Origin of the sequence: Parapedobacter sp. ISTM3, from assembly GCF_016533505.1 — a bacterium.
In the GTDB taxonomy this organism is placed as follows: domain Bacteria; phylum Bacteroidota; class Bacteroidia; order Sphingobacteriales; family Sphingobacteriaceae; genus Parapedobacter; species Parapedobacter luteus.
Genome location: NZ_JAENGN010000004.1, coordinates 232,202 through 256,520 on the forward strand (window position 1 = coordinate 232,202; position 24,319 = coordinate 256,520).

Sequence of the window (24,319 nt, forward strand, 5' to 3'; positions counted from 1 at the left end):
GGAAGTAATTTTGGCCCAACAGGATTTCCGTCGACACCATTATTTGCCCTTATGACTGACAACGTCCTCACCATCACGCTGAATCCAACGGTCGACAAAAGCTGCACCGTGCCGCGAGTACAACCCGATAAAAAACTCAGATGTTCACAGCCGACGTACGAACCCGGTGGGGGTGGCATCAACGTGGCTCGCGGACTGGTCCGTCTGGGCTTCCCTGTGGGGGCACTCTTCCCTTCGGGCGGACGTACCGGCGCCCTGCTGGAATCGCTGTTGCACAAGGAAAACGTAGATATCATACCCATTCCGGTTACGGGCGAAACACGGGAGAATTTTAGTGTGCTGGACGAGTCGAGCAACCGTCAATACCGATTCGGGATGCCGGGAGAACCGTTGGTACCTGTAGAGGCCGAAGCGATCGCCGAACGTATCGCTGCCCTTGAGCCCTTTCCCAAGTGGGTAATCATCAGCGGTAGCCTCCCTCCGGAGATGGAACTTACGTATTTGGTGAAGCTGATAAAAATGATAAAATTAAGGCAGGCACACATAATTCTGGACACTTCCGGTGAAGCACTCAAAACGGCAGTAGCGGAAGGGGTCTTCCTAATCAAGCCGAATCTTGGTGAGTTGAGCAGTTTAGTAGGCATAGAAGCACTGGATAACCCATCCGCCGAACGGGCCGCCAAACAATTGATTACCGAAGGAAAGGCAGCAGCCGTGGCGGTTTCCCTGGGTGCACAGGGCGCATACCTGGTAACCTCAGAAGACAGCTTCTACGTTCATGCCCCAACCGTAAAGAAACGCAGCACTGTCGGCGCTGGCGACAGCATGGTGGCTGGCATGGTTGCCCAATTGGCCCGGGGCGGTGCTTGGCCACAGGTCGCCCGTATGGGCGTGGCCTGTGGCTCTGCGGCTACAATGAACCCGGGCACCGCATTGTTCAACAAGGAAGATGCCGAAAAGCTATATCATTGGTTAGCACAAACACAGTGACTGCTTTACTGACCCTAATTACCTGACCGATGTTTCAATGTGAATCACCTTCCCGACTACGTCTCCACAGTTTCGTAGAAAGATAACTATGCAAGATACCGAAACCCATAAAGGCAATCACCATATAGCCAGCGATACTCACACCCGTCACAAATGGGTACGACAGGACAATAGAGGCCAGAAGAATCGTTAGCATACCCAGATATAACGGCCACACCCACCCCCGGATATGCTGGGAGCGGAAATCCAACGCTATACCGACAGCCAAAAAGCCGCGCACAAGTATCCAAAACCCGACAAAGAACGGCAAAAGGTACGTAACGAAAGTGGGATCAGACAGGGTGGCAGAATCAAACAAAAGATAGATGCCCACACCAATATCGATCAATGTCAATGCAAAATGCCATCCCCAAGCGATCAATCCCCGGAGATGGCCTAATAGAAACACCGCCTCGAAAATCCCCGCTATGATCAGGGCTGAAGCGAATATAACACTGAGCGACAGATATGAATCTGCCGGGTAAGCGACCATCCAAATGCCGGTTACGATAAAAACAATACCGGTCATTAATTGCAATACCCACCATCCCATAGCGCGGCTGTGTGTATGCTTTTCGATCAACGTTGCCATAATTTCTTTTTTACGAAACTACGCCAACCACCCCCGGAGGCAAATGACAGCCGTCGTCACCGTGGATGATTTTCATCGCGTCCGACGGGAACACCCAACCGTATGACAAAATTCTTGAAAAGCTATGACAGCAATCATCCAGGATACCCGTAAATGGCTATAACTTGCCGTTAATTCGTTCACAAAAAATACATGTATTATGTCTATCTTAAAAGTCATCGAAGTAATGGCCAATTCAACCACGGGTTGGGAAGATGCCGCTCAGGCGGCCATCGACGAGGCCTGCAAAACGCTTCAAAATGTCCGTTCCATTTACATTGTGGATCAGAGCGCCACTGTAGAGAAGGGGAAAATCACCGAATACCGCGTTACCTGCAAGATCAGCTTTGAACTGTGGGGATAACCACTGGATATGGAAAGAGCCGTTTCTCAGCAAAGCGGCTTTTCCTATCATTTTTGATTATATCATTGATGCGAAATAAAATAAGAAGTAAATGATGAAAGCATGGAGACTTCATGGCGTGTCCGACCTAAACAAGGATAGCCAGCCGTTGAAAGCGGCCGAATTGCCCATACCCGATCCCGGCACAGGGGAAATTCTCATTCGGATAGTATGCTGTGGCATCTGTCATACTGAATTGGATGAAATCGAAGGCCGCACAACTCCCCTTTACTATCCGGTAATTCCCGGGCATCAGGTAATCGGTTACGTCCATAAATTAGGCCAGGAAGCCAACCGCTTCGCAATCGGCGACCGGGTAGGTGTCGCCTGGATATATTCGGCGTGCGGCACCTGTGAATATTGCCTTCGGGGACTGGAAAATTTGTGTCCAGAATTCCGGGCCACTGGCAGGGATGCCAACGGGGGTTACGCCGAATACATGGTGGTACATGAAAATTTTGCCTATGCTATTCCCGACGTATTTTCGGATGCAGAGGCCGCTCCCCTCCTATGTGCAGGCGCCATTGGATACCGCTCCCTAAAACTGGCGGGCTTGCAGGATGGCGATACGTTGGGACTTACCGGATTCGGGGCATCCGGTCACCTGGTGCTCCAGATGGCAAAACATCTTTACCCTTCATCCCGCATTGTGGTTTTTGCCCGCAGTCCGGAGGAACAGGCCTTTGCCCGGTCATTGGGTGCCTATTGGGCGGGGAACACCTCCGATACGCCTCCGTTTCCGGCCCACGCGATTATCGACACAACGCCCGTATGGACACCGGTGCTGGCCGCATTGCCTCATCTTAAACCCGGCGGAAGATTGGTCATCAATGTTATCCGAAAGGAACCGACCGACCGGCATGTCCTGCTAGAGTTGCGCTATACAGATCACTTATGGATGGAAAAGGAAGTCAAGAGTGTTGCTAACCTTACCCGGGACGATGTCAGTGCTTTTCTCAAACTCGCTGCCGCCATTCCAATCAGACCCGAAATCGTCCAATATCCTTTTAAGTTGGCAAATCAAGCCATGATTGACCTGAAACGTAAAAACAAAAAGGGCGCTAAGGTATTGGTTATGGAGTGATGTGGAGGGAAAATGGTTTATTTGTCCATTTGATATGGAAACACCAAAATTGGAAAATCTGGGGAAAGGCTGAGTTTACGGAGTGCGCTGCGGTGAAATATCCTCGACACGAGGCTACGGTTCCGCGTAAGCAGCACCAGCAGGTCATGGTCACGCATTACATCGGTCAGAATACCCGGCACATCGTCGCCGATCGCTCGTTTGAACCGAATATTCCGTTTCTGGTTAACCTCGTCATCAAGGATATCGCGGAAGCACCGAAAAACTTCGTCACTGACTGCTGTTCGGTTTCTGCTGACATGAAAAACGGTCAATTCCGGCCGGTACCGAGCAAACAATGTCAGAACTCGGGTTATATGCTCACGATCATCCGGACAATAATCCGTGGCGTACAATAGTTTATCAGGCTTTTCGAACCGGCAATTTTCCGGCACGAGCAGCAACGGCTTACGGGTCTTCACGATTACCTGATAAGTGGTCGACCCAAAGAAATAATCTATTTCAGTGTCTGCGCCATTGGTACCCATGACAACCAATTCGAAATCGCCAAGCGCGATCATCTCTGTCAAAGCTGTTGCGATAGTAGCTATGTATGCCCTGAAATCCGCCGTACACCTGATCTTAAATTGATTTTCAATAAAGCCGGCATAGGACCGCAGTTGTTCTTTCGTCCCCTGCGCCCAATCATCGGCCAACGGAAGTCCACCCGGCACTTCGGATACCGTTCCATGCCATGCGGATAACTGTTCAATGTAAAGCAGTACCAAATCCATATTGCGGTCCTGCGCAAGGCGTGCCGCATATTCCGCGGCGTTTGTGGCCGCTTCTGAGAAGTCAAAGGGACATAACAATTGTTTCATGATATTTTGTTTACGTTTCGAAGCCGTGCCTTAAACGCTCGGCACGGCTCCTTGTTAAAACAACTGGTTTGATTTACAGTGCAGTGATGGCGATGTTATCCTCCACTTCAGACACACCGGGAGAAGACCATACGGCCTTTTCGACTTCCCGTCGCTCATTCCACGTGCTGGCCCTCCCGTTCAATATGACCTTGCCTCCCTCAGTGCGCACCCTGATGCTGTCGGCATTGACGGTAGCCCTGCGGTGAAGTGCCTGCCGTATACTTTTTTCAATGTCGATCTTTTCCAAACGGGGCTTCAGGGTAATGGCATTTACCACGCTTTTTACCCCTGCAATGTCCCGTACTGCCTTGTATGCGGCATCCTTCTGGAACTGCCAATCGACGGTTCCTTCAAGCGTTACCCAGCCTTCGTCTACTTTGACTTTCAACTTCGATTCAGGCACAAGTGTACTCCACTTGAACGCGTTTAGGATCGTCTCGGCAATAGCGGTGTCGTCACGGCGACCGGCTTTGCTGAACCGCACCTCGATGTCCTCGGCGACCGCTATCACGCCTTCTACCCGTTTTGCTGCTTTTTCAGCGGCGTATTTCTTGGAATAACTGTCCACATACCCGCTCAGCGTGATTACCCCATCTTTTGCGGACACACCGATTTCCGAAGCCGCGATCAGTGGATCCCATTTCAGTTCATCCATAACGTCGCGTTGCAATTGTTCGTTGGTTTTCATTGTGTTTTACATTTAAAAGTTAACAAATTACATAAGGCTAAGGTAGGAACCTGCAGATTCGACATCCGATGATAACGATCATATCAACCCGTGATTTTTCTCCGTGACCGCTTATTCACTGTAGTGATTGGTTTTTCGTCTGCGGTCAAAAAAAAATATCTGGCTTTCTTACAAGGATATTGAATAAAAACCTATGACAAAAGTCAGCCGATAACCCGCTATCGATCATATAAAAAAATGATTGCTGTACCTTGATTTGCAGCACGATACTCACAGACCATGTTACGCTTATGCTTTTCCTTGTTATTGGTAATACACGGGCTCATCCACATCGTCGGATTTACGCACGAGGTCTCAAAACCATTCGGTCATCTTTGGTTGTCCGTTGGGTTGCTTCTTGTTGTCAGCGGCCTGCTTATGTACATTAAAAAGGAAACATGGTGGATAGCGGCTTGCCTCGCCATTGTTGCCTCTCAGTTATTAATAATTGACATGTGGCAGGAAGCAGAATGGGGAACGGCCGTCAATATCATCCTGTTACTTGCCATTGTGGCCGGTTGGGGATCCTGGCAGTTTCAGCGAACTTTCTTGGCAGACACCCAAACCGCAATGCAACGGCGCCACGCCCATACCCCCAACGTGATCAGCGAAGCCGATCTCGCGCATCTGCCCGCGCCGGTACAGCGGTATCTCCGATACGTAGGCGTGTTAAACAAGCCTCGTGTGTTAAGTATGCGGCTCACATTTGAAGGAAAGATGAGAGAAAAGGGAAAAAAGTGGTTTCCATTGACGTCGGTTCAATACAATTTCTTCGATTCGCCGGAACGGCTTTTTTTTATGAAGGGGCACATGTATGGAATGGATGTTCCGGGATATCACCGCTACGCGGGAGGGATTGCCCGGATGGATATCAAGTTATTTGGCTTATTTCCATTGGTTGCCTCAAGAGGTAATACGATGAATCAGGCAGAGACGGTCACTTTTTTCAATGACATGTGCTGCCTGGCCCCGGCCACACTGATCGATCGGCGTATACAGTGGATTCCAATCGATGAACACAACACGAAGGCTGTCTTTACATACGCTGGTAATTCGATATCCGCAACCCTTCAATTCAACGAGCAGGACCAATTGGTTAAGTTTTTTTCCAACGACCGATATGACGTGGCCGATGGGCAACAGCATCGGTTTTCCACGCCTTTGAGTGATTACCGGTCAATCGATGGATACAGGATGGCAACTTTTGCCGAAGCAACCTGGCATTACCCCGATGGTCCCTTTGTGTATGGTGAGTTCAACGTAAAGGAAGTTACCTATAACGTTCAATGACATGAAAGCAGAGCAGACTCCTATCTACCTCCAGGCCTTCGGCGGTGCCGAAACGGTTACCGGCTCGAAACTGCTACTGGGTACGCCATCTGCGAACATCCTAATAGATTGCGGCCTATTCCAAGGCCTGAAGTCGCTACGGGAAAAGAATTGGCATTACCCTCCTTTTGAACCGTCTTTAATAAGCCACGTCATGATTACGCATGCGCATTTGGATCATACCGGTTATATACCGCTGCTCGTGAAGTACGGTTACCGCGGTCCATTCTATATGAGTGGCGCAACCAGCGAACTCTGTGAGCTGATTTTACGCGATAGTGCAAAGTTGCAGGAGGAAGATGCATATAAAGCCAATAAGTACGGCTACACAAAGCATCAGCACGCCAAACCACTTTATGGTCAGGCGGATGTCGAACGTGCTGTCCTTCAGTTTGTGAAGGTGGATGCGGGAAAGCCGTATCAGCTTAACAAACATATAACGTTTCAATTTTACGGAGCGGGGCACATACCGGGTGCATGTTCCGTACAGGTAAATTGCTATGGTAAAAACATACTCTTTTCTGGTGATATCGGAAGAAGCCGTTCCATTTACCTGTCACCGCCCTCACCCCCTAAGGACAACCACTTTGTCGTCATGGAAAGTACGTATGGCGATCGATTGCACCAAACGGGCGACGTTGAAAGTGAACTCGCATCGGTTATCAACCGAACCGCTTTTGAGAACGGCAACCTGCTAATTCCGTGCTTTGCCGTGGGGAGGGCACAGGAATTAATCCAGCTGATATACCGTTTGAAGGAAAAAAAATCGATACCGCCATCTATACCGGTCTTTCTGGACAGTCCCATGGCCGCTGCAGCCAACCATACGCTGCTTCACTATCCCGAGTGGACGACCTTGGAACCCGCCGAGTGGCGGCGTATGTTGAGCAATATGGTGATCAATAAGGACGCCGCGGGCACGTCAAAAATCATCAAACAGCGGGGAAGCAAGATTATCCTTGCGGGCAGTGGCATGCTCACCGGCGGACGCGCGCTTGAATACCTGAAACACTATATCGAAGACAAGCGGAACACCATTCTCATCATCGGATTCCAGGCTGCAGGCACCCGCGGGCGGGCGTTGTTAAACGGTGCTCCCGAAATCAAAATACACGGCCGGTATTACACGGTACGGGCACGGGTGGAAGAAAACAGGAATCTGTCTGCTCACGCCGACCAGCATGAACTGGTGGAATGGCTGGAGGGAAACACAACGGCATTACAGGCCGTATTCCTCAATCACGGGGAGCCATGCGCACTTGAGGCCCTCCGGATAAAGGTACGGGATACCTACAACACGGAGGTAAAAATCTTGCAACCTGAAAAAAAAGAAATCTTGTTTGTAGCCGCCGAACCCGGTAACCCGGATCAGTCAGGCCAGAGTTCGGCGTCGCATGCAGCAGAAATCCAGTCATGACCTATTCCGGGTTCCCCCAACCCGTATCAACGGCGATTTTTGTCCGCGACTATCTTTGAACCGGAATTGAGCCGAACGATCACGGTCGGTAAATCAGTCATGAATGTTAATTTTCCAATAACACTTCGATGCCGCTGCCAACTGAAAAAGCCACGTGTGCCTTTGGCGATCACAATGACCAATTGCGCTTCGTGCGAGTCTGAAAACGAACGTATTCCATGCTCCACGCGCATGTCCCCCGTATAGTGGTACGTTGCACCTGCCGGATCAAAAAGCGTATGCAATACCTCGTCCGCCTTCCAAAAATCGTCGTCCGGCTCTCCGCCGCTTACGACGTTGACAATCATTAATTCTGCGCCAAGCCTGCCGGCGAAGTCTTTGATAAACACGTAGGGGCCGTCCTGCGTGATATTTCTAAAGTCGCAGGCAAAAGCGATGCGTTTCACGGATTGGAATACGCAATCGGCAGGGATTACAAGTAAGGGTACGGGACAGCTGCCTAATAAGCGCGCCGTATTGCTTCCCATCAGCAACCTTCCCAACTTATTTTCGCCCGTCAGTCCGACAACGACCATGTCCGCATGATGCGTCTTCACCAGCAGGCGAATGCCTTTCAATAATGAAATGGAGTTAATCTCCGCTGTTATCATTACGGACGCTCCCAAAATCTGCTGGAGGTCTGTCTTCAGTGTGTCAATGAGCCCGGCAATGTGGTCACTGGCCTGCCCGGCGGTTGCATGATACAGGAGTATGCGTTCCAACCCTAAACCGGCCGCCAACGCAGCAGCATAGCGGGCAGCGTTGTTCGCGGCAGCCGAAAAATCAGTGGCAATAAGCATCGTTTTCATCGTGTCGCATTCATGTTTTTTACGATATTATCCATTTGTTCCACTTGAAGACGCTGCACCTCGATGATGTCTTCCTGTTGCCTGATGATCAGGTGATCAAGCTTTTCGTGGAGCATCCGTATTTCAAGTTCCGATTTCAGGTTGATCATGTAATCCTTCTTGGCCCGTTGGCGGTCTTTTTCCTCCTGCCTGTTCTGGCTCATCATGATAACCGGTGCTTGCAGAGCAGCAAGACATGATAACAGCAGGTTGAGCAGGATGAAGGGATAGGGATCAAATCCCCTATTATGCAGGTACCACGCATTGACAGAAATCCAGATGAGCAAAATAGCGATAAACGAGAGAATAAAGGTCCAGCTTCCACCGAATGTGGCCACATGGTCGGCTATGCGCTGGCCGGTCCCGGGCTGCTGGTCCTCTACATCCATGATTGTGCTGGAAAGGGCAGCCCGTTCGGTCAGGGAATTCAATACAGTCTGTTCCAGTACGGTCAGGTCTTTGACCTCTTTCAAAAGGAAATCCGCCATATATTGTGATCGGAACATATTCAGTTCACCCATTGACAGATTATGCTCGATGCTAAATCCACTGTTTTTTGATTGGATCAATTTCAACAGCTCTGCGGGTACGCTCCTACCGGGTATCTTCTCTGCAACTGCAAATTCTTTCCCGGAAATATCACTTTTAAAGGTTTCCATACAGCTTCTTTGCCATTTATTTCATCGAAATTTTAACGTAATAATATAAACTGTAATGACGTATTGAAATGATAAAAATCATTGGAAAGCATGTCAATTATCTGTAGCTCGATTCCCCCTGGAGATATGGGTGTATAACGATCATCCAATCAAAATCAGTAAGCAAACTGATATTCGTCATTCGCTCCATCGCAACGACTAGGCACCTTTACGAAAAAGACGAACCATGAAAATTCATCACGTAAACATCATTCTCCTTTTCTGCGTTGCGCAGGTTGCCTGGCCCGGGGGAATAACGGCCGGAACAATCCGTCATTTGCCGCTCCAGGATCAAGCCCTCGCAGCGGCCGTTAAGCAGGAGCTCGCCAACGTTGAAGACATGGAGTTACATTTCCCAAATTCGGTAAAGCGGTATTACAAAAAAAATCGCTTTAAAACCAGTTGGGTCAATTCTGCAGGTGTCGTCGGGCAGACCTGGGACGCCATGCTTCTGTTTGACTGTGTGGTCCAATATGGACTATTGCATTCGGATTATCATCCCAAGCAGCTAGTGTATGAACGATTGGAACGATTCATGGAACAGCCGTCTCCAGCAAACGTCCAGGAAAAAGCCCGTTTCGATATCGTGTTGACCGACGCCTTACTGACCTTCATGAATCATCTGCATTATGGCAGGCTTAATCCCCATTATCCTGAAAAAACTATAGACCAGGGAAAAGCGGGCGCATTCGACGCCGTAGGCGCGTTGGCGCTCGCTTTACGACGGGACGATTTTATGGCCGCAATTACCGGTGTGCAACCGACTTCGGCCGAATACGTGGCACTTCAGGAAAACCTGAAACTGGTAGCAGGCCAATATGTGGGTGATTGCTATGAAGTGCCGGAAGGCGATGTGCGGAAAATGGCCATCAATATGGAACGTTTACGCTGGATCAACAGCGACGATAATCTTTATATCCGAATCAATATCCCTTCCTATACCTTGACGTTTCATCGACTCCAAAGCGATTATTTATTCCGCATAGTCGTCGGGAAGCCAACCACCCCAACCCCAGTTATCAAGGGAAATCTCCGGTATTTTTATACAGCTCCTGAATGGAAAGTGCCCGATGGTTTGTTCATTGAGCAGATTCTTCCTGCGGCGCTGGCAGACAGTGCTTTCCTGCAAGACAATCGTTTTGTTATCTATGGTCACGAGGGTAACCGGCTGGAGCCCGATAGACGCCTGTTAAAACGGATAAGTCGAAATCCGGATTTATACTATGCGAGGCAATCGACCGGAATGGACAACTCCCTTGGAAGTATTGTGTTCCGCTTCGGCAATCCCGCTGGGCTCTATCTATACGACACACCCGATCTACAATCATTTCAACAAACCGAAAAAGCGCTCACCGATGGCAATATCCGCGTTGAGTGGGCAACAAAGCTTGCTGCGCTGTTGCTGGAAGCCGATGGCGCAAGCAGTGAAATCCCTTCACTCCAGACTTCGGTTGCCCTGTACGAGCGCCGTACCTTTATATTAAAAAGTCCGGTGCCCGTCTATGTCACATACCTTACATGCGAAATAAAAAATGGCCTGTTGGAGATCTATGAAGACCCATACGGCTTGGATGCCGCCTTAGAGGCGGCTTTTTATGACTGATCCGTTCCGGTCAAGTAGCTTTTACCTGCAAAACAAATGATTTATCATCATAAAAAATCAATGACCATGTATTCAAATCGTACCTGGCTCGAGTTCTACAGAAAACTCGGCTATTTGCTTTACGCCATTGCTGCTGCTGATAGGCAAGTTACAGCAGCTGAAACAGACCGTTTAAAAACGGTACTTCAGGATATCTGGTTAAAACTTGAAGACAGTACCGATGAGTTCGGCGGTGATGCCGCCTATCAGGTATCGTCGGTTTTTGATTGGTTGCTTGAGGAGGCCCCTTCCGCTGAAAAAGCATTTGAGAAGTTTGAAATGTTCTTCAAGGAAAACCCCAGTTTTTTTGCACCGGCTATTAAAGCACATGTTTTGGAAACGGCAAATAACATCGCTATCGCTTTCCGCGACAAAAACAAAGCAGAGTTGACCATGCTCTTCCGCCTTTACCAGTTGTTTAAGTAAGCATACCGGGGTGCTTTTCATTCACTACTGTATTTTCCCGGGTGAAGCAAAACCGACTGAATCCCCGCCGAATCTTACGTGAAAGGCCTTTTCCAATCCTTCCCGGTGATCGGGATGGGCTATGCCTATCAGGGCTTTTGCCCGTTGCTTCAGGTTTTTCCCGAACAGGTCGACGACCCCATATTCGGTAACTACCCAATGGACATGCCCGCGGGTGGTAACCACACCGGCTCCGTCTTTAAGGTAAGGTACTATGCGCGAAATCCCTTTGGAGGTAACCGAAGGTAAGGCGATGATGGCCTTCCCTCCTTCCGAAAGGGATGCGCCTCTTATAAAATCCATTTGTCCACCGATACCGGAATACTGGAACGTCCCGATCGAATCGGCACAAACCTGCCCTGTAAGGTCAATCTCGATAGCGCTGTTAATGGCCATGACCTTTGGGTTTTGCCGGATTATTCCGGTGTCGTTTACATAAGCGATGTCTTTTACCCGGATCTGCGGGTTGTCATCCACGAAATCGTACAGCTTCCGCGTGCCGACCATAAAGGAAGTCACTGACCGCCCCCTATCAAGCTTTTTACAACTGTTATTGATGATGCCAGTTTCAATCAGGGGAATGATTCCATCGGAGAACATCTCAGTATGAAGCCCCAGATTCCGGTGACCGTTCAGGTTTTTCAGTACCTGGTCAGGGATACTACCAATACCTAACTGGAGGGTAGCCCCATCTTCGATCAGGGAAGCGATATGCAGGCCGATCTGCCGGACAACGTCTCCGTTTTTCGAGGAGTAATCTACTTCCGGTAACCGGCTGTCTTCCCAAACCATTGTATCGATCTTGTCACTATGGATAAATCCGTCGCCATGCGTACGGGGCATTTGGGGATTCACCATTGCGATTACGTGCTTAGCAGCGTTTACTGCCGCCACGGCAATATCCACCGAGGTACCGAGCGAACAGTAACCATGGACATCCGGAGGTGACACCTGGATCATGGCTACATCCAGTGGGAGCCGGTTCTCCTTGAATAAGCGGGGAATTTCGCTCAGGAATATCGGTATGTAATCACCGGAATCGCTGTTGGCCACTTTACGGGTAACCGCGGAAACGAACAACGAATTGTAAAAGAAACTTTTCCGATATTCGGGACTGTCAAAATCGACATCGCCAAGGGTGGTAATGCTTACCAGCTCCACATTCCCGAGCTCGCGGTACCTGTTCTGCATGGCCTTTACCAGTTGGGCCGGAGTCGCGGCACTTCCATGGATGAATACCCGGTCGCCTGATCTGACGATCCTGACTGCCTCCTCAGCCAGCACATATCGTTGATTTGCTTTCATATGTCCAAAGGTACTTTTTCTTGCCCCGGCAATAAATAATAAGATTCCGGTGAAATGATGATCTTCATCATCTTTCAGACCGGTTGCATACCACTTTATTAATCTATGATATTCCCAATCTGTTGGGCAACTTTTGCACAAGTTGAATTGCGATAAAAGCCAGGCTCATTAATGACTTTATTGTCCTTCGTTCTGTCTAGTGGCTGATTCGTTCCAACTTCCCGAGTTCCAGGATTTTGATACCCCCTTCCGTCAGGCTAATAGCGTGTTCATCCCGGAAATCGGCGAGTGTTCTGTTGAGTGATTCCAATGCGGTTCCTACTATAGCGGCCATGTCTTTTCGTGACACCGTCAATAACGGTATTGGCCTTTCGGCTACACGTTGTTGCTGGTAAAGATATACCAACGTCGACGCCACGCGTTGGCGGACGGATTGATACGCTAATTCCAACAGTCTTTTTTCGGTTTCAAACAAATTATTGGATAGTATTTTGATAAATCTGGAGGCAACTTCCCGATTGGTATGGACCAAAGTCTGGAAATCCTGCTTGGGAATAACCCGCACCTCTGTATCTTGCAATGCAACCGCGCTTTCGGTATAGGGAGTATCTTTCAGCAGGGGGAGGTATCCAATGAAATTTCCTTCCCGGAACATGCCGGTAACCAATTCCTTGCCATCGTAATTCATGCGGCTGGTTTTCACCTCGCCCCGGATAACGAAGTAAAGTTCACTTGGCCGCTGCCCTTCCATGAAGATGTGGTCGCGCTTCTTGTATGATTTCCTCGGTCTTTCCCCGGAAATATTCGGTAAGTCAGGCAATTCCCCAGCTTTATCCAAGAAAGCATCAATATCGTCGACCTGGCTGCCGAAGGATGTTTTCAGATGCTCGCTCTTTCTAAGCCGGGTCGCCACCGTTTCTAACAGTTCCATTCCATCAAACGGCTTTACCAGGTAATCGTCTGCCCCCATGCCCATCCCCTTTCTGAAATCCGATTTCTCCGCCTTGGCGGTGAGAAAAATAAACGGTGTATCGGCAGTATCCGGATGCCTGGCCAAAACATGGAGGACCCCATAACCGTCCAATTCAGGCATCATGATATCACAAACTACCAGGTTCGGTTTGTGTTTAAGGGCTTTCTCGACGCCCGATTTGCCATCCGGGGCAGTCAGGACATTGTAGCCACTGATCTGCAGTATTTCCGCGATATTTCCACAGATTTCCTCGTTGTCTTCGATCACCAGAACAGTTGTTTTCATGAGTTTAGCGTTTTATAAATAATAACTCTAAATTTTTACATTCCTATCATTAGCCCAATGACGGCTCAGGCAATAGCGGTATTTCGATGGCAAACGAGGTTTCACCCTGTACACTTGTCAATGAAATGGTCCCTTTCATCATGTCTACGTAACGTTTTACGATGTGCAGGCCCAGTCCGGTCCCATTGATGTTCTGAACGTTCCTAGCCCGGAAAAACCGATTAAAGAGGTGCTTCTGTTCTTCCTCTGGAATGCCCACCCCATTATCGGTAACCTGTAATCTCAATTTCCCCCCGGCAATCGTGGAACCAATGCTGATCGTGCCGTCATCTCCCGAAAATTTAATCGCATTGGACACCAGATTAATCAATATGTTCCGAAGGAATTGCTCGTCCATCAGAATTTCGTCCGTCGGTCCCATATGCTCATATCGGATAGTTTGGTCGCGTTTCTTAACGGTATTCATTTCATCCACAATCTCAACGATGCGCTGCCGGATATCCATCTCCGCATAGGTTATTTCAACCTTGCCTTCTTCCATTTTACTAAGCGAGAGAAAATCATTAAGGATGGATGTCATGTTGTTCACAGCACGTTTTATCCGACTCATATGGGTCGCTTTCGCCTGCTCGTATTCATCCCGTCCATAGTTTTCAAGGAGAAACAGCGAAGAAAGGATGGTACTCAACGGCGTCCTGAATTCATGGGACGCCATGGTGACAAATCTGGATTTCAGTTCGCCCAGTTCCCGTTCCTTTTCGAGCGTTTTCAGCAGTTCGACTTCCATTGACTGCAAATTTTCATTGGTTGTTTTCAATCGATCGAGGGCGGCCGCCAGATCACTGGTGCGCTCGATAACGCGGAGCTCCAGTTCCTCGTTCAGTTGCTTGGTTCGCTCCTGCTCCCTCCTGATCTGTTCAGCTGCCTTTTTACGTTCGGAAATATCATTTACAAACGCGATTACAACCACTTCACTATCGGCCTTGAAATGACCCAGGCTGATTTCGACCGGAAACTCATGTCCGTCTTTATGCAGTGCGTACAATTCCAATCCGGCTCCCATCGGACGGTTGCGTGGCGCAGCGTGATAGCCCTTCCGATGGGTAACATGTTGCTTGGCAAAGCGTGAGGGAATCAACTTTTCCATGCTGCTGCCGATTACCTCACTCCTATTGTAACCGAACAGTTGTTCGGCATATGCATTGAATAGGATGATTTCTCCCGCATGGTCTACCATCAGCATTCCTTCCGTCGCATTTTCAAACATGGCATCAAGGCGGGCTTTGTCTTTCAATTCTTTTGCGATGTGTCTTTTTTGACGATACATGAAATAAACCACCGTCCAAACCGTAAAGATGGCAATAAGACTTCCCGAAAAGGTGGCCAGGCCCCAGTCATCCCGTTCAATGGACAGGAAATACGCCAGTATAATGCTTACCGTCGCAATGATTGCCAATACACTGTAGTATTTGCCACGCACGCCTAACCAAAGAAAATATAAATGAAACAGTATATAGGCTGTCGACCATGCCGCATTATTCCCTGGGGCAATTACTACCCCCAGTGATACGGCAGTGATCAACAGTACACCTATCAAAAATAGGCGGAGATCCGAATCGACCCTTAATTTCATACGCGAAGAGTGAGGTCCGAATATCAATATCAGCAAATAGCAGGCGGGTCATAGGACTCGGACGATTTACAGATAATGCGCTTACATTCAAAATGTTCATAACAAAAATCCGAAAAAAAAATTAAAAATAAAACGTCTTATTTCCGCCGGCTGGATTGTCCCTATCCGACTTGATTAACCGCAGCCGTTATTTCTTCGGCAGGAATAAATACTTTACCTTTCAGGATATTGACTCGCGCTTGCTTTTCCATGTGTTTAATGACGCGGATGACGGTTTCCACACGCAGCCCGGTCATGTTGGCCAGCTGTTGGCGTGTTAACAGCAGACGGTGGCAGTCCTGACAGATAAATTTGCCCTGTTGATTGAAATAGCTTATCAGTTTTGAGATTACAGTCTCCGGATTATTCTGTGCGAGCAAATCTGTCAAAAAGAACTTAAAGCGCAGGTGTTGCACCAGCGAACTGGTGAACGCCAAGTGAATGTCCGGATTTCTCCGCAGCAGCTCATGAAACGACGGGACACATAACTTTAATATCGTGCAGGGGGTATCAGCGATTGCACTGGCTGCATACGGAGCGCCGTCGAACAGTGGAAACTCCCCGAAACTTTCTCCGGCTTCCACGATCCGGTGGAGTATCTCCTTTCCGTCTTCCGTGATATTGCACCAACGTACCCTTCCGGTTATCAACTGATGATAGTAGGCAGCTGGCGACCCTTCGTTAAAAACAACCTCGCCTGCGGCTAATTTCCGGTAAGTGGCTCCCTGTTGGATAAGTAGGCTTGCTGGAATCATTGACAACGTATTAAAGGTCCAAAAAAGATATCCCCTACAAGAATAAGGCGAATTCCGCAGGCCGATGCTGACAAATATCATTGAAGGAGATGACGAAAATCAGGATTGTCGCTCAACACTTATAAATACCTGAAAATGAATTGGATAAACCATAATTATCTTAAAAATGATTAAACCGGAACAGCTTTATGATTCTACGCATAAAATGATTTTTGGGATCGGCTGTACTTTTGTTTAAGCAAGGAATACTTACATGTGTCGGAAGATGAAAAACGTGATAACGAACTATCTAACTTAATAGCAACTAAAATGAAACAACTGGTGATTATTTTGGCACTGGGCATATTCGTTTATGCCTGTTCCTCCGGCAGCAAGCAGGATTCGGAAAGCGATTCCGCGAACAACGAAACCCAGCAACCATCGGACTATGATCCTAACCGCGGTCTCGGAAAATTTGAAAATGTAGATTTAGGAGATAAACTCGATGTACAGATGGCCAATGATGGGAAAGTCATCGCCGATGTCAAGTGCGCGAGCTGCCATAAGTATACGGACCAGCGGCTGGTGGGGCCGGGATGGTCAGGCGTAACCGAAAGACACCGTCCGGAATGGATCATGAACTTTATTACCAATCCGGACCCGATGATTGATAAAGATCCCAAATTGCTGGCACAATTGGAAATCTGCCTGGTGCGTATGCCGAATCAGAACCTTTCGGATGACGATGCCCGCAAGATCCTGGAGTTCATGCGCCAGAACGACGGGGTGAAGTAGCGATTTTCTAACTTCAAATTTTTCATCATGAAACCAAAACAATATCTCCTATGGATGCTTGCTGCCGCGGCGGTATCCATCTCATTCAGCGCCTGCAAACCTAAGGGAGCCGGCAGTGCCATGGCCGGAAATGCCGCCCAGCGGACATACGTCCCACCGGGGCAGTATGATGAGTTCTATAATTTCGTGTCGGGCGGGTTCAGTGGTCAGATGAGTGTTTACGGACTACCCAGCGGCCGGCTGTTCCGCGTCATCCCTGTGTTTTCGGTAGATCCGGAAAAAGGCTGGGGCTTCAGCGAAGAGACCAAGCCCATGCTGGAGACATCACATGGCTTTATCCCTTGGGATGACCTTCATCACATCGAAGCATCGTTCACCGACGGGATGGCAGACGGCAAATGGATGTTTGCCAACTCCAACAACACTCCGCGTTTGGCCAGGATCGATCTGACGACTTACCGTACCGCCGAAATTATTGAGATTCCCAATACCGGAGGCAACCACTGTTCGCCGTTTACAACCGAGAACTCGGAGTATGTGATCGCCGCAACCCGTTTCAGCGTTCCGCCCGATGGACCCGGTGGAGATGTCCCGATCAGCTCGTACAAGGAGAACTTCAAGGGACATATCAGCTTTGTGAGTGTCGACAAGGAAACCGGGGAATTTGATATCGCTTTTCAGTTGAAGACCCCGGGATTGAATTTTGATTTATCCAGTGCCGGAAAAGGCAAATCAAACGGCTGGCTTTTCCTCAGTTGCTACAATTCCGAACAAGCACATACCTTACTGGAAGTTAGTGCATCCCAAAATGACAAGGATTTCATCCTGGCAATCAACTGGAAAAAGGCTGAAGAATATTTCAAGGCCGGTAAGGGTACCAAGCAAGCAGTGCGGTATGCGCACAACAAATATAATGAGGAGACCCACTCGGCTACTTCCGAAATCAAGACCGATGTGACTGTGCTTGACTTAGCCGATTTTGAAGATCTGGCATATTTGATCCCGTGTCCAAAATCGCCGCATGGTACCGACGTCAATCCCACCGGAGAGTATATCATCGGAAGCGGCAAATTGGCCGCTTTGATTCCTGTTTTCAGCTTCGACAAATTACAGAACGCCATTGCCAATAAGGATTTTGAAGCCGAGTTGTATAGCGGTATCCCCGTTGTCAAATATGAGTCGGCGTTATACGGAGAGGTAGAGAAGCCGGGGTTGGGGCCTTTGCATACCGAGTTTGATGACAAAGGCAATGCCTACACTTCATTCTTTGTTTCCTCCGAGGTTGTAAAATGGAACATTGAAAAACTGGAAGTGATCGATCGGCAACCCACCTATTATTCGGTTGGCCACTTAATGGTGGCCGGTGGCAACACAAAAAAGCCGTTTGGCAAATACCTTGTGGCATACAACAAAATTACGAAAGACCGCTTTTTGCCAACAGGTCCCGAGCTTTGCCACGCTGCGCAGCTATTTGACATCAGTGGTGAAAAAATGGAACTGCTGCTGGACTTCCCGACCATCGGAGAACCGCACTATGCACAGGCAGTCCCCGCTGACCTCATTAAAGACAATAGTTTGAAAATCTACGATATCAATGCCAACAGTCACCCCTATATCGCCAAGGGAGAATCCGAAGCCCGCGTAGAGCGTAATGGTAATACCGTGCATGTTTACCTGACCACCATCAGGTCGCACTTTACGCCGGACAACATCGAAGGAATCCAATTGGGGGACGAGGTGCTTTTCCATGTAACCAATATCGAGCAGGATTGGGATATGCCACACGGCTTTGCCATCAAGGGCGCGGGCAACAGTGAGTTGCTGGTCATGCCGGGCGAGACACAGACGCTTAAATGGATTCCGGACCGCACGGGGATATTCCCGATGTACTGTACAGACTTCTGCAGTGCCCTTCATCAGGAGATGTCCGGCTATGTCCGGGTATCCGCAAAGGGAAGTAATGTCCCGTTGACCTTCAGCACAGGTACAAGTCAGGCAGCAGCAGGCGAATAAAATCAAAAGACGTGAAGACCCAAGATTCCATCATCAGACTACACAGAGCCATACTGATCATCTGCGGTTTGGCCCTGGCAACGGTCATCGTATTGCCGATTTGGCGTATCGAGCTGGACGCAGCACAATACCCGGAAGGGCTCGAGTTACTGATTTACAGTTATAAATTGGATGGGCAGGTGGAAGTGATCAACGGACTTAACCATTACATCGGTATGGGGACGCTCCATGCAGACGATTTTATTGAGTTTACGGTGCTTCCTTACCTGATCGGGATATATGCCCTGGCATTCGTTCTGGTGGGCGCGTTGGGGCGACGAAAACTACTGCATATTCTGTTCAGCGCATTCCTGCTGTTTGGTATCGTATCAATGGTCGACTTTTGGAGGTGGTTATACGAGTACGGGCACGACCTCGATCCAGCTGCACCGATCAAAGTGCCCGGGATGGCGTATCAGCCACCGCTGATCGGATTCAAGCAACTGCTCAACTTCGGTGCATTTTCCATTCCCGGCATCGGCGGGTGGATATTTATTGCCTGTGGGGTGTTGTTGACCTATTGTGCTTATGCAGAATGGCGCATCGCACGGATCCCCATTCTTGGATTGGCATTGGCATTCAGCCTGCAGGCCTGCGGAAGCGACGGCCCGAAGCCCATTAACTTCGGAAACGATCAATGTGCGCATTGCCGGATGACGGTCAGTGACGCCCGTTTCGCCAGCCAGTTGGTCACCACCAAGGGACGAGCTTACAATTTTGACGATGTGCAGTGCATGGTTGCTTTTGTCAAAGGAGGAGGTGTCGCCCGTGAAGAGGTGGCCCGCTACTACCTGCCTGATTATTCAAATGAAAACAAGCTGCTGCCCGCCGACGGTCTGTTTCTGCTGAAAAGCGAATCGTTAAAAAGCCCCATGCGGGGTGACATTGCTGCATTTGCCAGCGAAACAGATTTGGAAAAAGTGCGTGAGGTCCACGGCGGTCTGCGCATCACATGGAAGGACCTGTGGAAATGACCTATCTCGTTAACCTTTGCATTTGCCTGATGGTAGCCGGCATGGTGCGTGCCGCTACCATCGAGGTAGGCCCCCGACACCGGATTACTTCGATACAAAGCGCCCTGGAACTGGTTTCCGATGGCGATACCATCCGGGTGGTTGGGGGTACATACCGCGAAGGAAACCTGGCTATCCGCAAACGCATTACGATCATCGGGGTGGATAATCCCATCATTGATGGGCAAAAACGGTATGAGCCGTTTTCCATATTCGTTCCATACGTCACTATAAAGGGATTTACCATCAAAGCATCGGGCCATTCATCCGTAAAAGACATCGCCGCTGTGAAGATTTATGACGCCCACCACGTCACCGTCGCCGACAATGTATTGGACGATAACTTTTTTGGGATCTATGTGCAGGGATCAAGGCAATGCACCATCCGTAACAACCGACTGACTGCCTATGGCAAGACGGAACAGCTTACTGGGAACGGTATACACGCCTGGAAAAGCGATAGCCTTCACATCTCGGGCAACACCATCGCCGGTCACCGGGACGGAATCTATCTTGAATTTGTGACGCATACGGAAGCGCGGGATAACCGTTCCCTGAATAACCGGCGGTATGGATTGCATTTCATGTTTTCCCACAACAACGGATACTACCACAATACCTTTACCGGCAACGGGGCTGGCGTAGCGGTGATGTATACCAAGCATGTGCGTATGGAGCATAATGTGTTCAGCGAAAACTGGGGCGATGCGGCATATGGGTTATTGCTTAAAGACATCATGGACAGCCATATTGAGGACAATGTATTTTTCCGGAATACGACCGGGATATTGATGGAAGGAAGTAACCGCGTCCAGATACAGCGCAACCGGTTTGAGGGAAACGGCTGGGCATTGAAAATCCAGGCCAGCTGCATGGATAATATGCTTACACAGAATAATTTCATTCAGAACACGTTTGATATTGCCACGAACGGTTCGCTGGTGCTCAATACGTTCGTGCAAAACTATTGGGATAAATATGAGGGGTATGACCTCGACAAAGATCAGGAAGGGGATGTACCATACCGCCCTATCAGCCTGTATTCGATGGTGGTGGAAAAGTATCCAATGGCTATGCTGCTCTTCCGCAGTTTTATGGCCACGTTACTCGACCGCACCGAACGGATGCTGCCCAGCCTTACACCCGAAGGCTTAAAAGACGACCGTCCGTTAATGAAGCCTGTATTTACCTTGCATGAAACCGATGATATGAATGCAGGTTTCATAAGGCGGCTGGGAACTGCTATTGTTGACGAATGAATCCCTTAGACTTATGATTGCCATCCAACACCTATCGAAACGATTCGGCAAACTGACGGTACTTAACGATGTTTGCCTTACGCTCCAAGGCGGGCATTGCGTTGCCCTCATCGGCCCCAATGGCAGTGGAAAGACCACGTTGATCAAGTCCATATTGGGAATGGTGGTACCACAATCGGGCAAAATCACCGTCAAAGGCAAGGACATCGCCAATGAATGGCAATACCGGAACCGGATCGGCTACATGCCTCAAATCGGGCGTTATCCCGAAAACATGTCTATCGGACAGGTGCTGGACATGATGAAAGACATCCGGAAAATACCGGAATCTGCATTGGACAAGGAACTTTTCGTTGCCTTCGGCCTGAACGGTATGCTCGATAAGCGGATGCGTACATTATCCGGCGGGACCCGTCAGAAGGTGAGTGCCTGTCTCGCCTTCCTGTTCAATCCGGAAGTGCTTATTCTTGACGAGCCAACGGCCGGGCTGGACCCACTTTCGACCGAATTACTGAAAGACAAGATTATCACCGAAACACAACGGAACAAACTGGTTATCATTACTTCGCATGTATTGAGCGACCTGGACGATCTGGTATCGGAGGTCATTTACATGCAGGAAGGTAAGCCACTGTTCCACAAGTCGTTGCAATCACTTAAGACGGCAACCGGGACGGATAAGTTGTCAAAGGCAGTTGCACAGGTAATAGCCATCCATGAACTCATCGATTAAACAACATGAAAAAGATTATCAAATATGTCATTGCCGACCTCCTCAGGAGCCGTACCATCATCGTGTATACAGCCGTGTTATTAATACTTTCATTCAGTGTGTTCAGCATGGAAGACAACGCGGAAAAGGGGGTGGCCAGTTTATTGAGTATTGTGCTATTTGTGGTGCCCCTGGTAAGTATCCTCTTTTCCACGGTCTACCTATACAACAGTTCGGAGTTCATCGAATTGCTGGTCAGTCAGCCGCTTCGCCGGGGGGTAATCTGGATGAGCATTTTCACCGGATTGGCTGGGGCCGTATCGTTGGCTTTCATTGTTGGCGTGGGCATTCCTGTGGCTTTTTATGCATTTACAGCGTCGGGCATCATGTTGGTACTCTGCGGCTGCGCATTGTCATTGGTCTTCGTGTCTATTGCCCTTTGGGCTGCCGTGCGTATACGCGACAAAGCCAAAGGCATCGGATTGTCCATCCTGCTCTGGCTCTATTTTGCACTGCTATTTGATGCATTGGTACTGTTCTTTCTGTTCCAGTTTTCGGACTACCCCATCGAAAATGCAATGGTAGCGCTGTCCATGCTGAACCCCATCGACATCAGCCGGGTCCTGATCCTGTTGCAGATAGATGTTTCGGCCATGATGGGGTATACCGGGGCGATATTCCGGAACTTCTTTGGGACCGCAGGAGGTATGGCAACGACAGCAGCAGTACTGGTACTGTGGACGGTTATGCCGCTATGGTTCTCGTTGCGGTTTTTCAGGCGGAAGGATTTGTGATAAAAGACAATACATACTGCGCAATACGAATTAAACAAATAAAGCCATGAAAAAAACAGCAATATTGGATATCACGAAAATTGAACCACAAGTGAGACATTCCACGATTTTAGCGCATTTCGAAGCGTTGGACCAAGGTGAAGATTTCATCATGTTAAATGACCAGGATCCTAAGCCGCTGTATTATTCCACGTTCGGCGAGCAGTCTAATCGGTACAACTGGGAATATCTCGAAGCAGATCCGGGACGCTGGCGTGTCCGGATTACGAAGTCGCTTGCAGGAAGGGAGGAAGCGGATACGATAGGTAGAATCGTTGCCAAAGATATCCGCAAGGCAGAAGTATTCATGAAATTGGGCATCGATTTCTGCTGCGGTGGCAAAAGGACACTTCGGGAAGCAGCGGAAGTGGCCGGTGTGGAAGAGCAGCATTTACGCAGTGAATTGGGTGCTGCCGGGGAAGTCAGGGGCACGCAAGTGGCATATGATTTCGACCGGTGGGATCTTGGATTTTTAGCAGATTATATCTATAACGTACATCACCGATATATACGGGAACATGGGCCTATCATTGAACAATTGGCAGATAAAGTAGCGCTACGCCACGGCTTCGAACATCACGAACTGATGGAATTGGCCGAAGGCATGCACGCATTCATGGCCGATCTTTATAGTCATCTTCAAAACGAAGAGCAAATACTTTTTCCCTTGGTCAAAAAATTGGAACACGGAGCCAACGATTTGCCTCAGCAAATCCACGAAGCGGTACAAGACTTGGAACGGGAACATCAGGATGCCGGAAACGAATTGCGCAACTTCCGTAAATTGACCGCTGATTATCAGCTGCCCGCCAATGCTTGCAATTCCTACACATACCTGTATGAAAAGATCAAAGCGTTTGAAAATGATCTGTTCCAACATATCCACCTTGAAAACAACATCCTGTTTCCAAAGGTCATCAAAATCGAAAACGAACGCTTAGCACATCGATAGAATTTTATTTTGATAAAATATAAATTACGCTCAGGCATAAAATTACCAGGTACGATTGCCTAAAGATTAACTAAATTTGTATAGATGAAATTGCTCACGGCACTGATAGTAACCACTTACCTTTTTTCGACAACGGAGCTTTACCAGTTGTTGAAATTGCCGGCATTGGTCGCTCATTATTTCGAGCACAAAGAAAAAACTCCGTCAATGTCTGTGGTAGACTTTCTGATATTTCATTACAAAGGCAACCACTTGGAGAACCATCCATACGATGAGGACTATGAACACGACCAAAAACTTCCGTTCATGATGCACTCCAATGTACTCCAGGTAGTTTGCATATCACCGCAACCGGTTACGCTGGAAAGCGATGTTAGGGGCCGGACAAACGATAGCCGCAAAACGCCGATCCGGAACGACCGGTTCATCAACGATAGCTTTCTATCCGCCGTCTGGCAGCCGCCACAGGCCTGTTAATCCTCATTTCCTGAAATTGATTTTATCGTAGAACGGCACAGGC

At 48.8% G+C, this 24,319-nt stretch carries 24 protein-coding genes; 15 read left to right on the top strand and 9 right to left on the bottom strand.

The window, feature by feature from the left end:
- Positions 1-51 precede the first annotated feature (51 nt).
- Positions 52-990 carry a 1-phosphofructokinase family hexose kinase gene (locus JHJ32_RS08030; RefSeq protein ID WP_200120617.1) on the top strand — a complete coding sequence of 313 codons (939 nt, stop codon included), beginning with the start codon at positions 52-54 and terminating at the stop codon, positions 988-990.
- Positions 991-1,024: 34 nt separating this feature from the next.
- Here JHJ32_RS08030 and JHJ32_RS08035 read toward each other — a convergent pair whose 3' ends face one another.
- A complete protein-coding gene (locus tag JHJ32_RS08035; protein ID WP_200120618.1) occupies positions 1,025-1,621 on the bottom strand; it encodes an HdeD family acid-resistance protein in 597 nt (198 codons plus the stop codon).
- A 199-nt stretch (positions 1,622-1,820) separates the two neighbouring features.
- Between JHJ32_RS08035 and JHJ32_RS08040 the strand changes: the two genes are divergently transcribed.
- Both JHJ32_RS08040 and JHJ32_RS08045 read left to right on the top strand, forming a co-directional pair.
- The gene (locus JHJ32_RS08040) at positions 1,821-2,024 is read left to right on the top strand and encodes a dodecin family protein (RefSeq protein WP_200120619.1); all 204 of its coding nucleotides are present in this window, start codon (positions 1,821-1,823) and stop codon (positions 2,022-2,024) included.
- A 91-nt stretch (positions 2,025-2,115) separates the two neighbouring features.
- Positions 2,116-3,147 (top strand): zinc-dependent alcohol dehydrogenase family protein, encoded by a 1,032-nt coding sequence (locus JHJ32_RS08045; RefSeq protein WP_200120620.1) that lies wholly within the window; start codon positions 2,116-2,118, stop codon positions 3,145-3,147.
- Between the two features lie 17 nt (positions 3,148-3,164).
- Here the strand turns inward: JHJ32_RS08045 and JHJ32_RS08050 are convergent, their stop codons facing one another.
- Together JHJ32_RS08050 and JHJ32_RS08055 are read right to left on the bottom strand one after the other, a co-directional pair.
- Complete coding sequence (locus tag JHJ32_RS08050; protein WP_200120621.1) at positions 3,165-4,007, bottom strand: universal stress protein; 843 nt, start codon at positions 4,005-4,007, stop codon at positions 3,165-3,167.
- A gap of 73 nt (positions 4,008-4,080) precedes the next feature.
- On the bottom strand, positions 4,081-4,737 hold the full coding sequence (locus tag JHJ32_RS08055) for a BON domain-containing protein (protein WP_200120622.1): 657 nt from the start codon (positions 4,735-4,737) through the stop codon (positions 4,081-4,083).
- Between the two features lie 279 nt (positions 4,738-5,016).
- Between JHJ32_RS08055 and JHJ32_RS08060 the strand changes: the two genes are divergently transcribed.
- The gene (locus JHJ32_RS08060) at positions 5,017-6,066 is read left to right on the top strand and encodes a DUF6544 family protein (RefSeq protein ID WP_200120623.1); all 1,050 of its coding nucleotides are present in this window, start codon (positions 5,017-5,019) and stop codon (positions 6,064-6,066) included.
- Between the two features lies 1 nt (position 6,067).
- Positions 6,068-7,522, top strand: a complete 1,455-nt coding sequence (locus tag JHJ32_RS08065) for an MBL fold metallo-hydrolase RNA specificity domain-containing protein (RefSeq protein ID WP_200120624.1) — start codon at positions 6,068-6,070, stop codon at positions 7,520-7,522.
- Between the two features lie 26 nt (positions 7,523-7,548).
- Here JHJ32_RS08065 and JHJ32_RS08070 read toward each other — a convergent pair whose 3' ends face one another.
- Positions 7,549-8,370, bottom strand: a complete 822-nt coding sequence (locus tag JHJ32_RS08070) for a universal stress protein (protein WP_200120625.1) — start codon at positions 8,368-8,370, stop codon at positions 7,549-7,551.
- The gene (locus tag JHJ32_RS08075; RefSeq protein ID WP_200120626.1) at positions 8,367-9,068 is read right to left on the bottom strand and encodes a DUF1003 domain-containing protein; all 702 of its coding nucleotides are present in this window, start codon (positions 9,066-9,068) and stop codon (positions 8,367-8,369) included. The genes JHJ32_RS08070 and JHJ32_RS08075 overlap by 4 nt, the downstream gene beginning before the upstream one ends.
- A gap of 226 nt (positions 9,069-9,294) precedes the next feature.
- On the opposite strand from JHJ32_RS08075, the gene JHJ32_RS08080 reads away from it, so the two are divergent.
- Positions 9,295-10,710 carry a L,D-transpeptidase family protein gene (locus tag JHJ32_RS08080; protein WP_200120627.1) on the top strand — a complete coding sequence of 472 codons (1,416 nt, stop codon included), beginning with the start codon at positions 9,295-9,297 and terminating at the stop codon, positions 10,708-10,710.
- A 36-nt stretch (positions 10,711-10,746) separates the two neighbouring features.
- The gene (locus JHJ32_RS08085) at positions 10,747-11,175 is read left to right on the top strand and encodes a TerB family tellurite resistance protein (RefSeq protein ID WP_200120628.1); all 429 of its coding nucleotides are present in this window, start codon (positions 10,747-10,749) and stop codon (positions 11,173-11,175) included.
- A gap of 24 nt (positions 11,176-11,199) precedes the next feature.
- Here JHJ32_RS08085 and JHJ32_RS08090 read toward each other — a convergent pair whose 3' ends face one another.
- From JHJ32_RS08090 to JHJ32_RS08105, 4 genes are all read right to left on the bottom strand, one after another.
- A complete protein-coding gene (locus tag JHJ32_RS08090) occupies positions 11,200-12,519 on the bottom strand; it encodes an acetyl-CoA hydrolase/transferase family protein (RefSeq protein ID WP_200120629.1) in 1,320 nt (439 codons plus the stop codon).
- Positions 12,520-12,715: 196 nt separating this feature from the next.
- A complete protein-coding gene (locus JHJ32_RS08095) occupies positions 12,716-13,777 on the bottom strand; it encodes a response regulator (RefSeq protein WP_200120630.1) in 1,062 nt (353 codons plus the stop codon).
- 49 nt (positions 13,778-13,826) lie between these two features.
- Positions 13,827-15,410 (bottom strand): PAS domain-containing sensor histidine kinase, encoded by a 1,584-nt coding sequence (locus JHJ32_RS08100; protein ID WP_200120631.1) that lies wholly within the window; start codon positions 15,408-15,410, stop codon positions 13,827-13,829.
- Between the two features lie 161 nt (positions 15,411-15,571).
- Complete coding sequence (locus tag JHJ32_RS08105) at positions 15,572-16,204, bottom strand: Crp/Fnr family transcriptional regulator (protein ID WP_200120632.1); 633 nt, start codon at positions 16,202-16,204, stop codon at positions 15,572-15,574.
- 309 nt (positions 16,205-16,513) lie between these two features.
- Here JHJ32_RS08105 and JHJ32_RS08110 point away from each other — a divergent pair, with 309 nt between their 5' ends.
- The 8 genes from JHJ32_RS08110 to JHJ32_RS08145 all read left to right on the top strand — a co-directional run bounded on the left by JHJ32_RS08110 (position 16,514) and on the right by JHJ32_RS08145 (position 24,276).
- Positions 16,514-16,978, top strand: coding sequence for a c-type cytochrome (locus tag JHJ32_RS08110; protein ID WP_200120633.1), 465 nt, complete (start codon positions 16,514-16,516; stop codon positions 16,976-16,978).
- 27 nt (positions 16,979-17,005) lie between these two features.
- The gene (nosZ, locus tag JHJ32_RS08115) at positions 17,006-18,991 is read left to right on the top strand and encodes a Sec-dependent nitrous-oxide reductase (protein ID WP_200120634.1); all 1,986 of its coding nucleotides are present in this window, start codon (positions 17,006-17,008) and stop codon (positions 18,989-18,991) included.
- An 11-nt stretch (positions 18,992-19,002) separates the two neighbouring features.
- Positions 19,003-20,004 carry a nitrous oxide reductase accessory protein NosL gene (locus tag JHJ32_RS23155; protein ID WP_200120635.1) on the top strand — a complete coding sequence of 334 codons (1,002 nt, stop codon included), beginning with the start codon at positions 19,003-19,005 and terminating at the stop codon, positions 20,002-20,004.
- Entirely contained in the window at positions 20,001-21,302 is a 1,302-nt protein-coding gene (locus JHJ32_RS08125; protein WP_200120636.1) for a nitrous oxide reductase family maturation protein NosD, read from the top strand. The genes JHJ32_RS23155 and JHJ32_RS08125 overlap by 4 nt, the downstream gene beginning before the upstream one ends.
- Positions 21,303-21,315: 13 nt before the next feature.
- On the top strand, positions 21,316-22,035 hold the full coding sequence (locus JHJ32_RS08130; RefSeq protein WP_200120637.1) for an ABC transporter ATP-binding protein: 720 nt from the start codon (positions 21,316-21,318) through the stop codon (positions 22,033-22,035).
- A 5-nt stretch (positions 22,036-22,040) separates the two neighbouring features.
- Positions 22,041-22,808 carry an ABC transporter permease subunit gene (locus JHJ32_RS08135; RefSeq protein ID WP_200120638.1) on the top strand — a complete coding sequence of 256 codons (768 nt, stop codon included), beginning with the start codon at positions 22,041-22,043 and terminating at the stop codon, positions 22,806-22,808.
- Positions 22,809-22,854: 46 nt separating this feature from the next.
- Positions 22,855-23,799, top strand: a complete 945-nt coding sequence (gene ric / locus JHJ32_RS08140; protein WP_200120639.1) for an iron-sulfur cluster repair di-iron protein — start codon at positions 22,855-22,857, stop codon at positions 23,797-23,799.
- 84 nt (positions 23,800-23,883) lie between these two features.
- Entirely contained in the window at positions 23,884-24,276 is a 393-nt protein-coding gene (locus JHJ32_RS08145; protein WP_200120640.1) for a hypothetical protein, read from the top strand.
- The last annotated feature ends 43 nt before the right edge of the window (positions 24,277-24,319 follow it).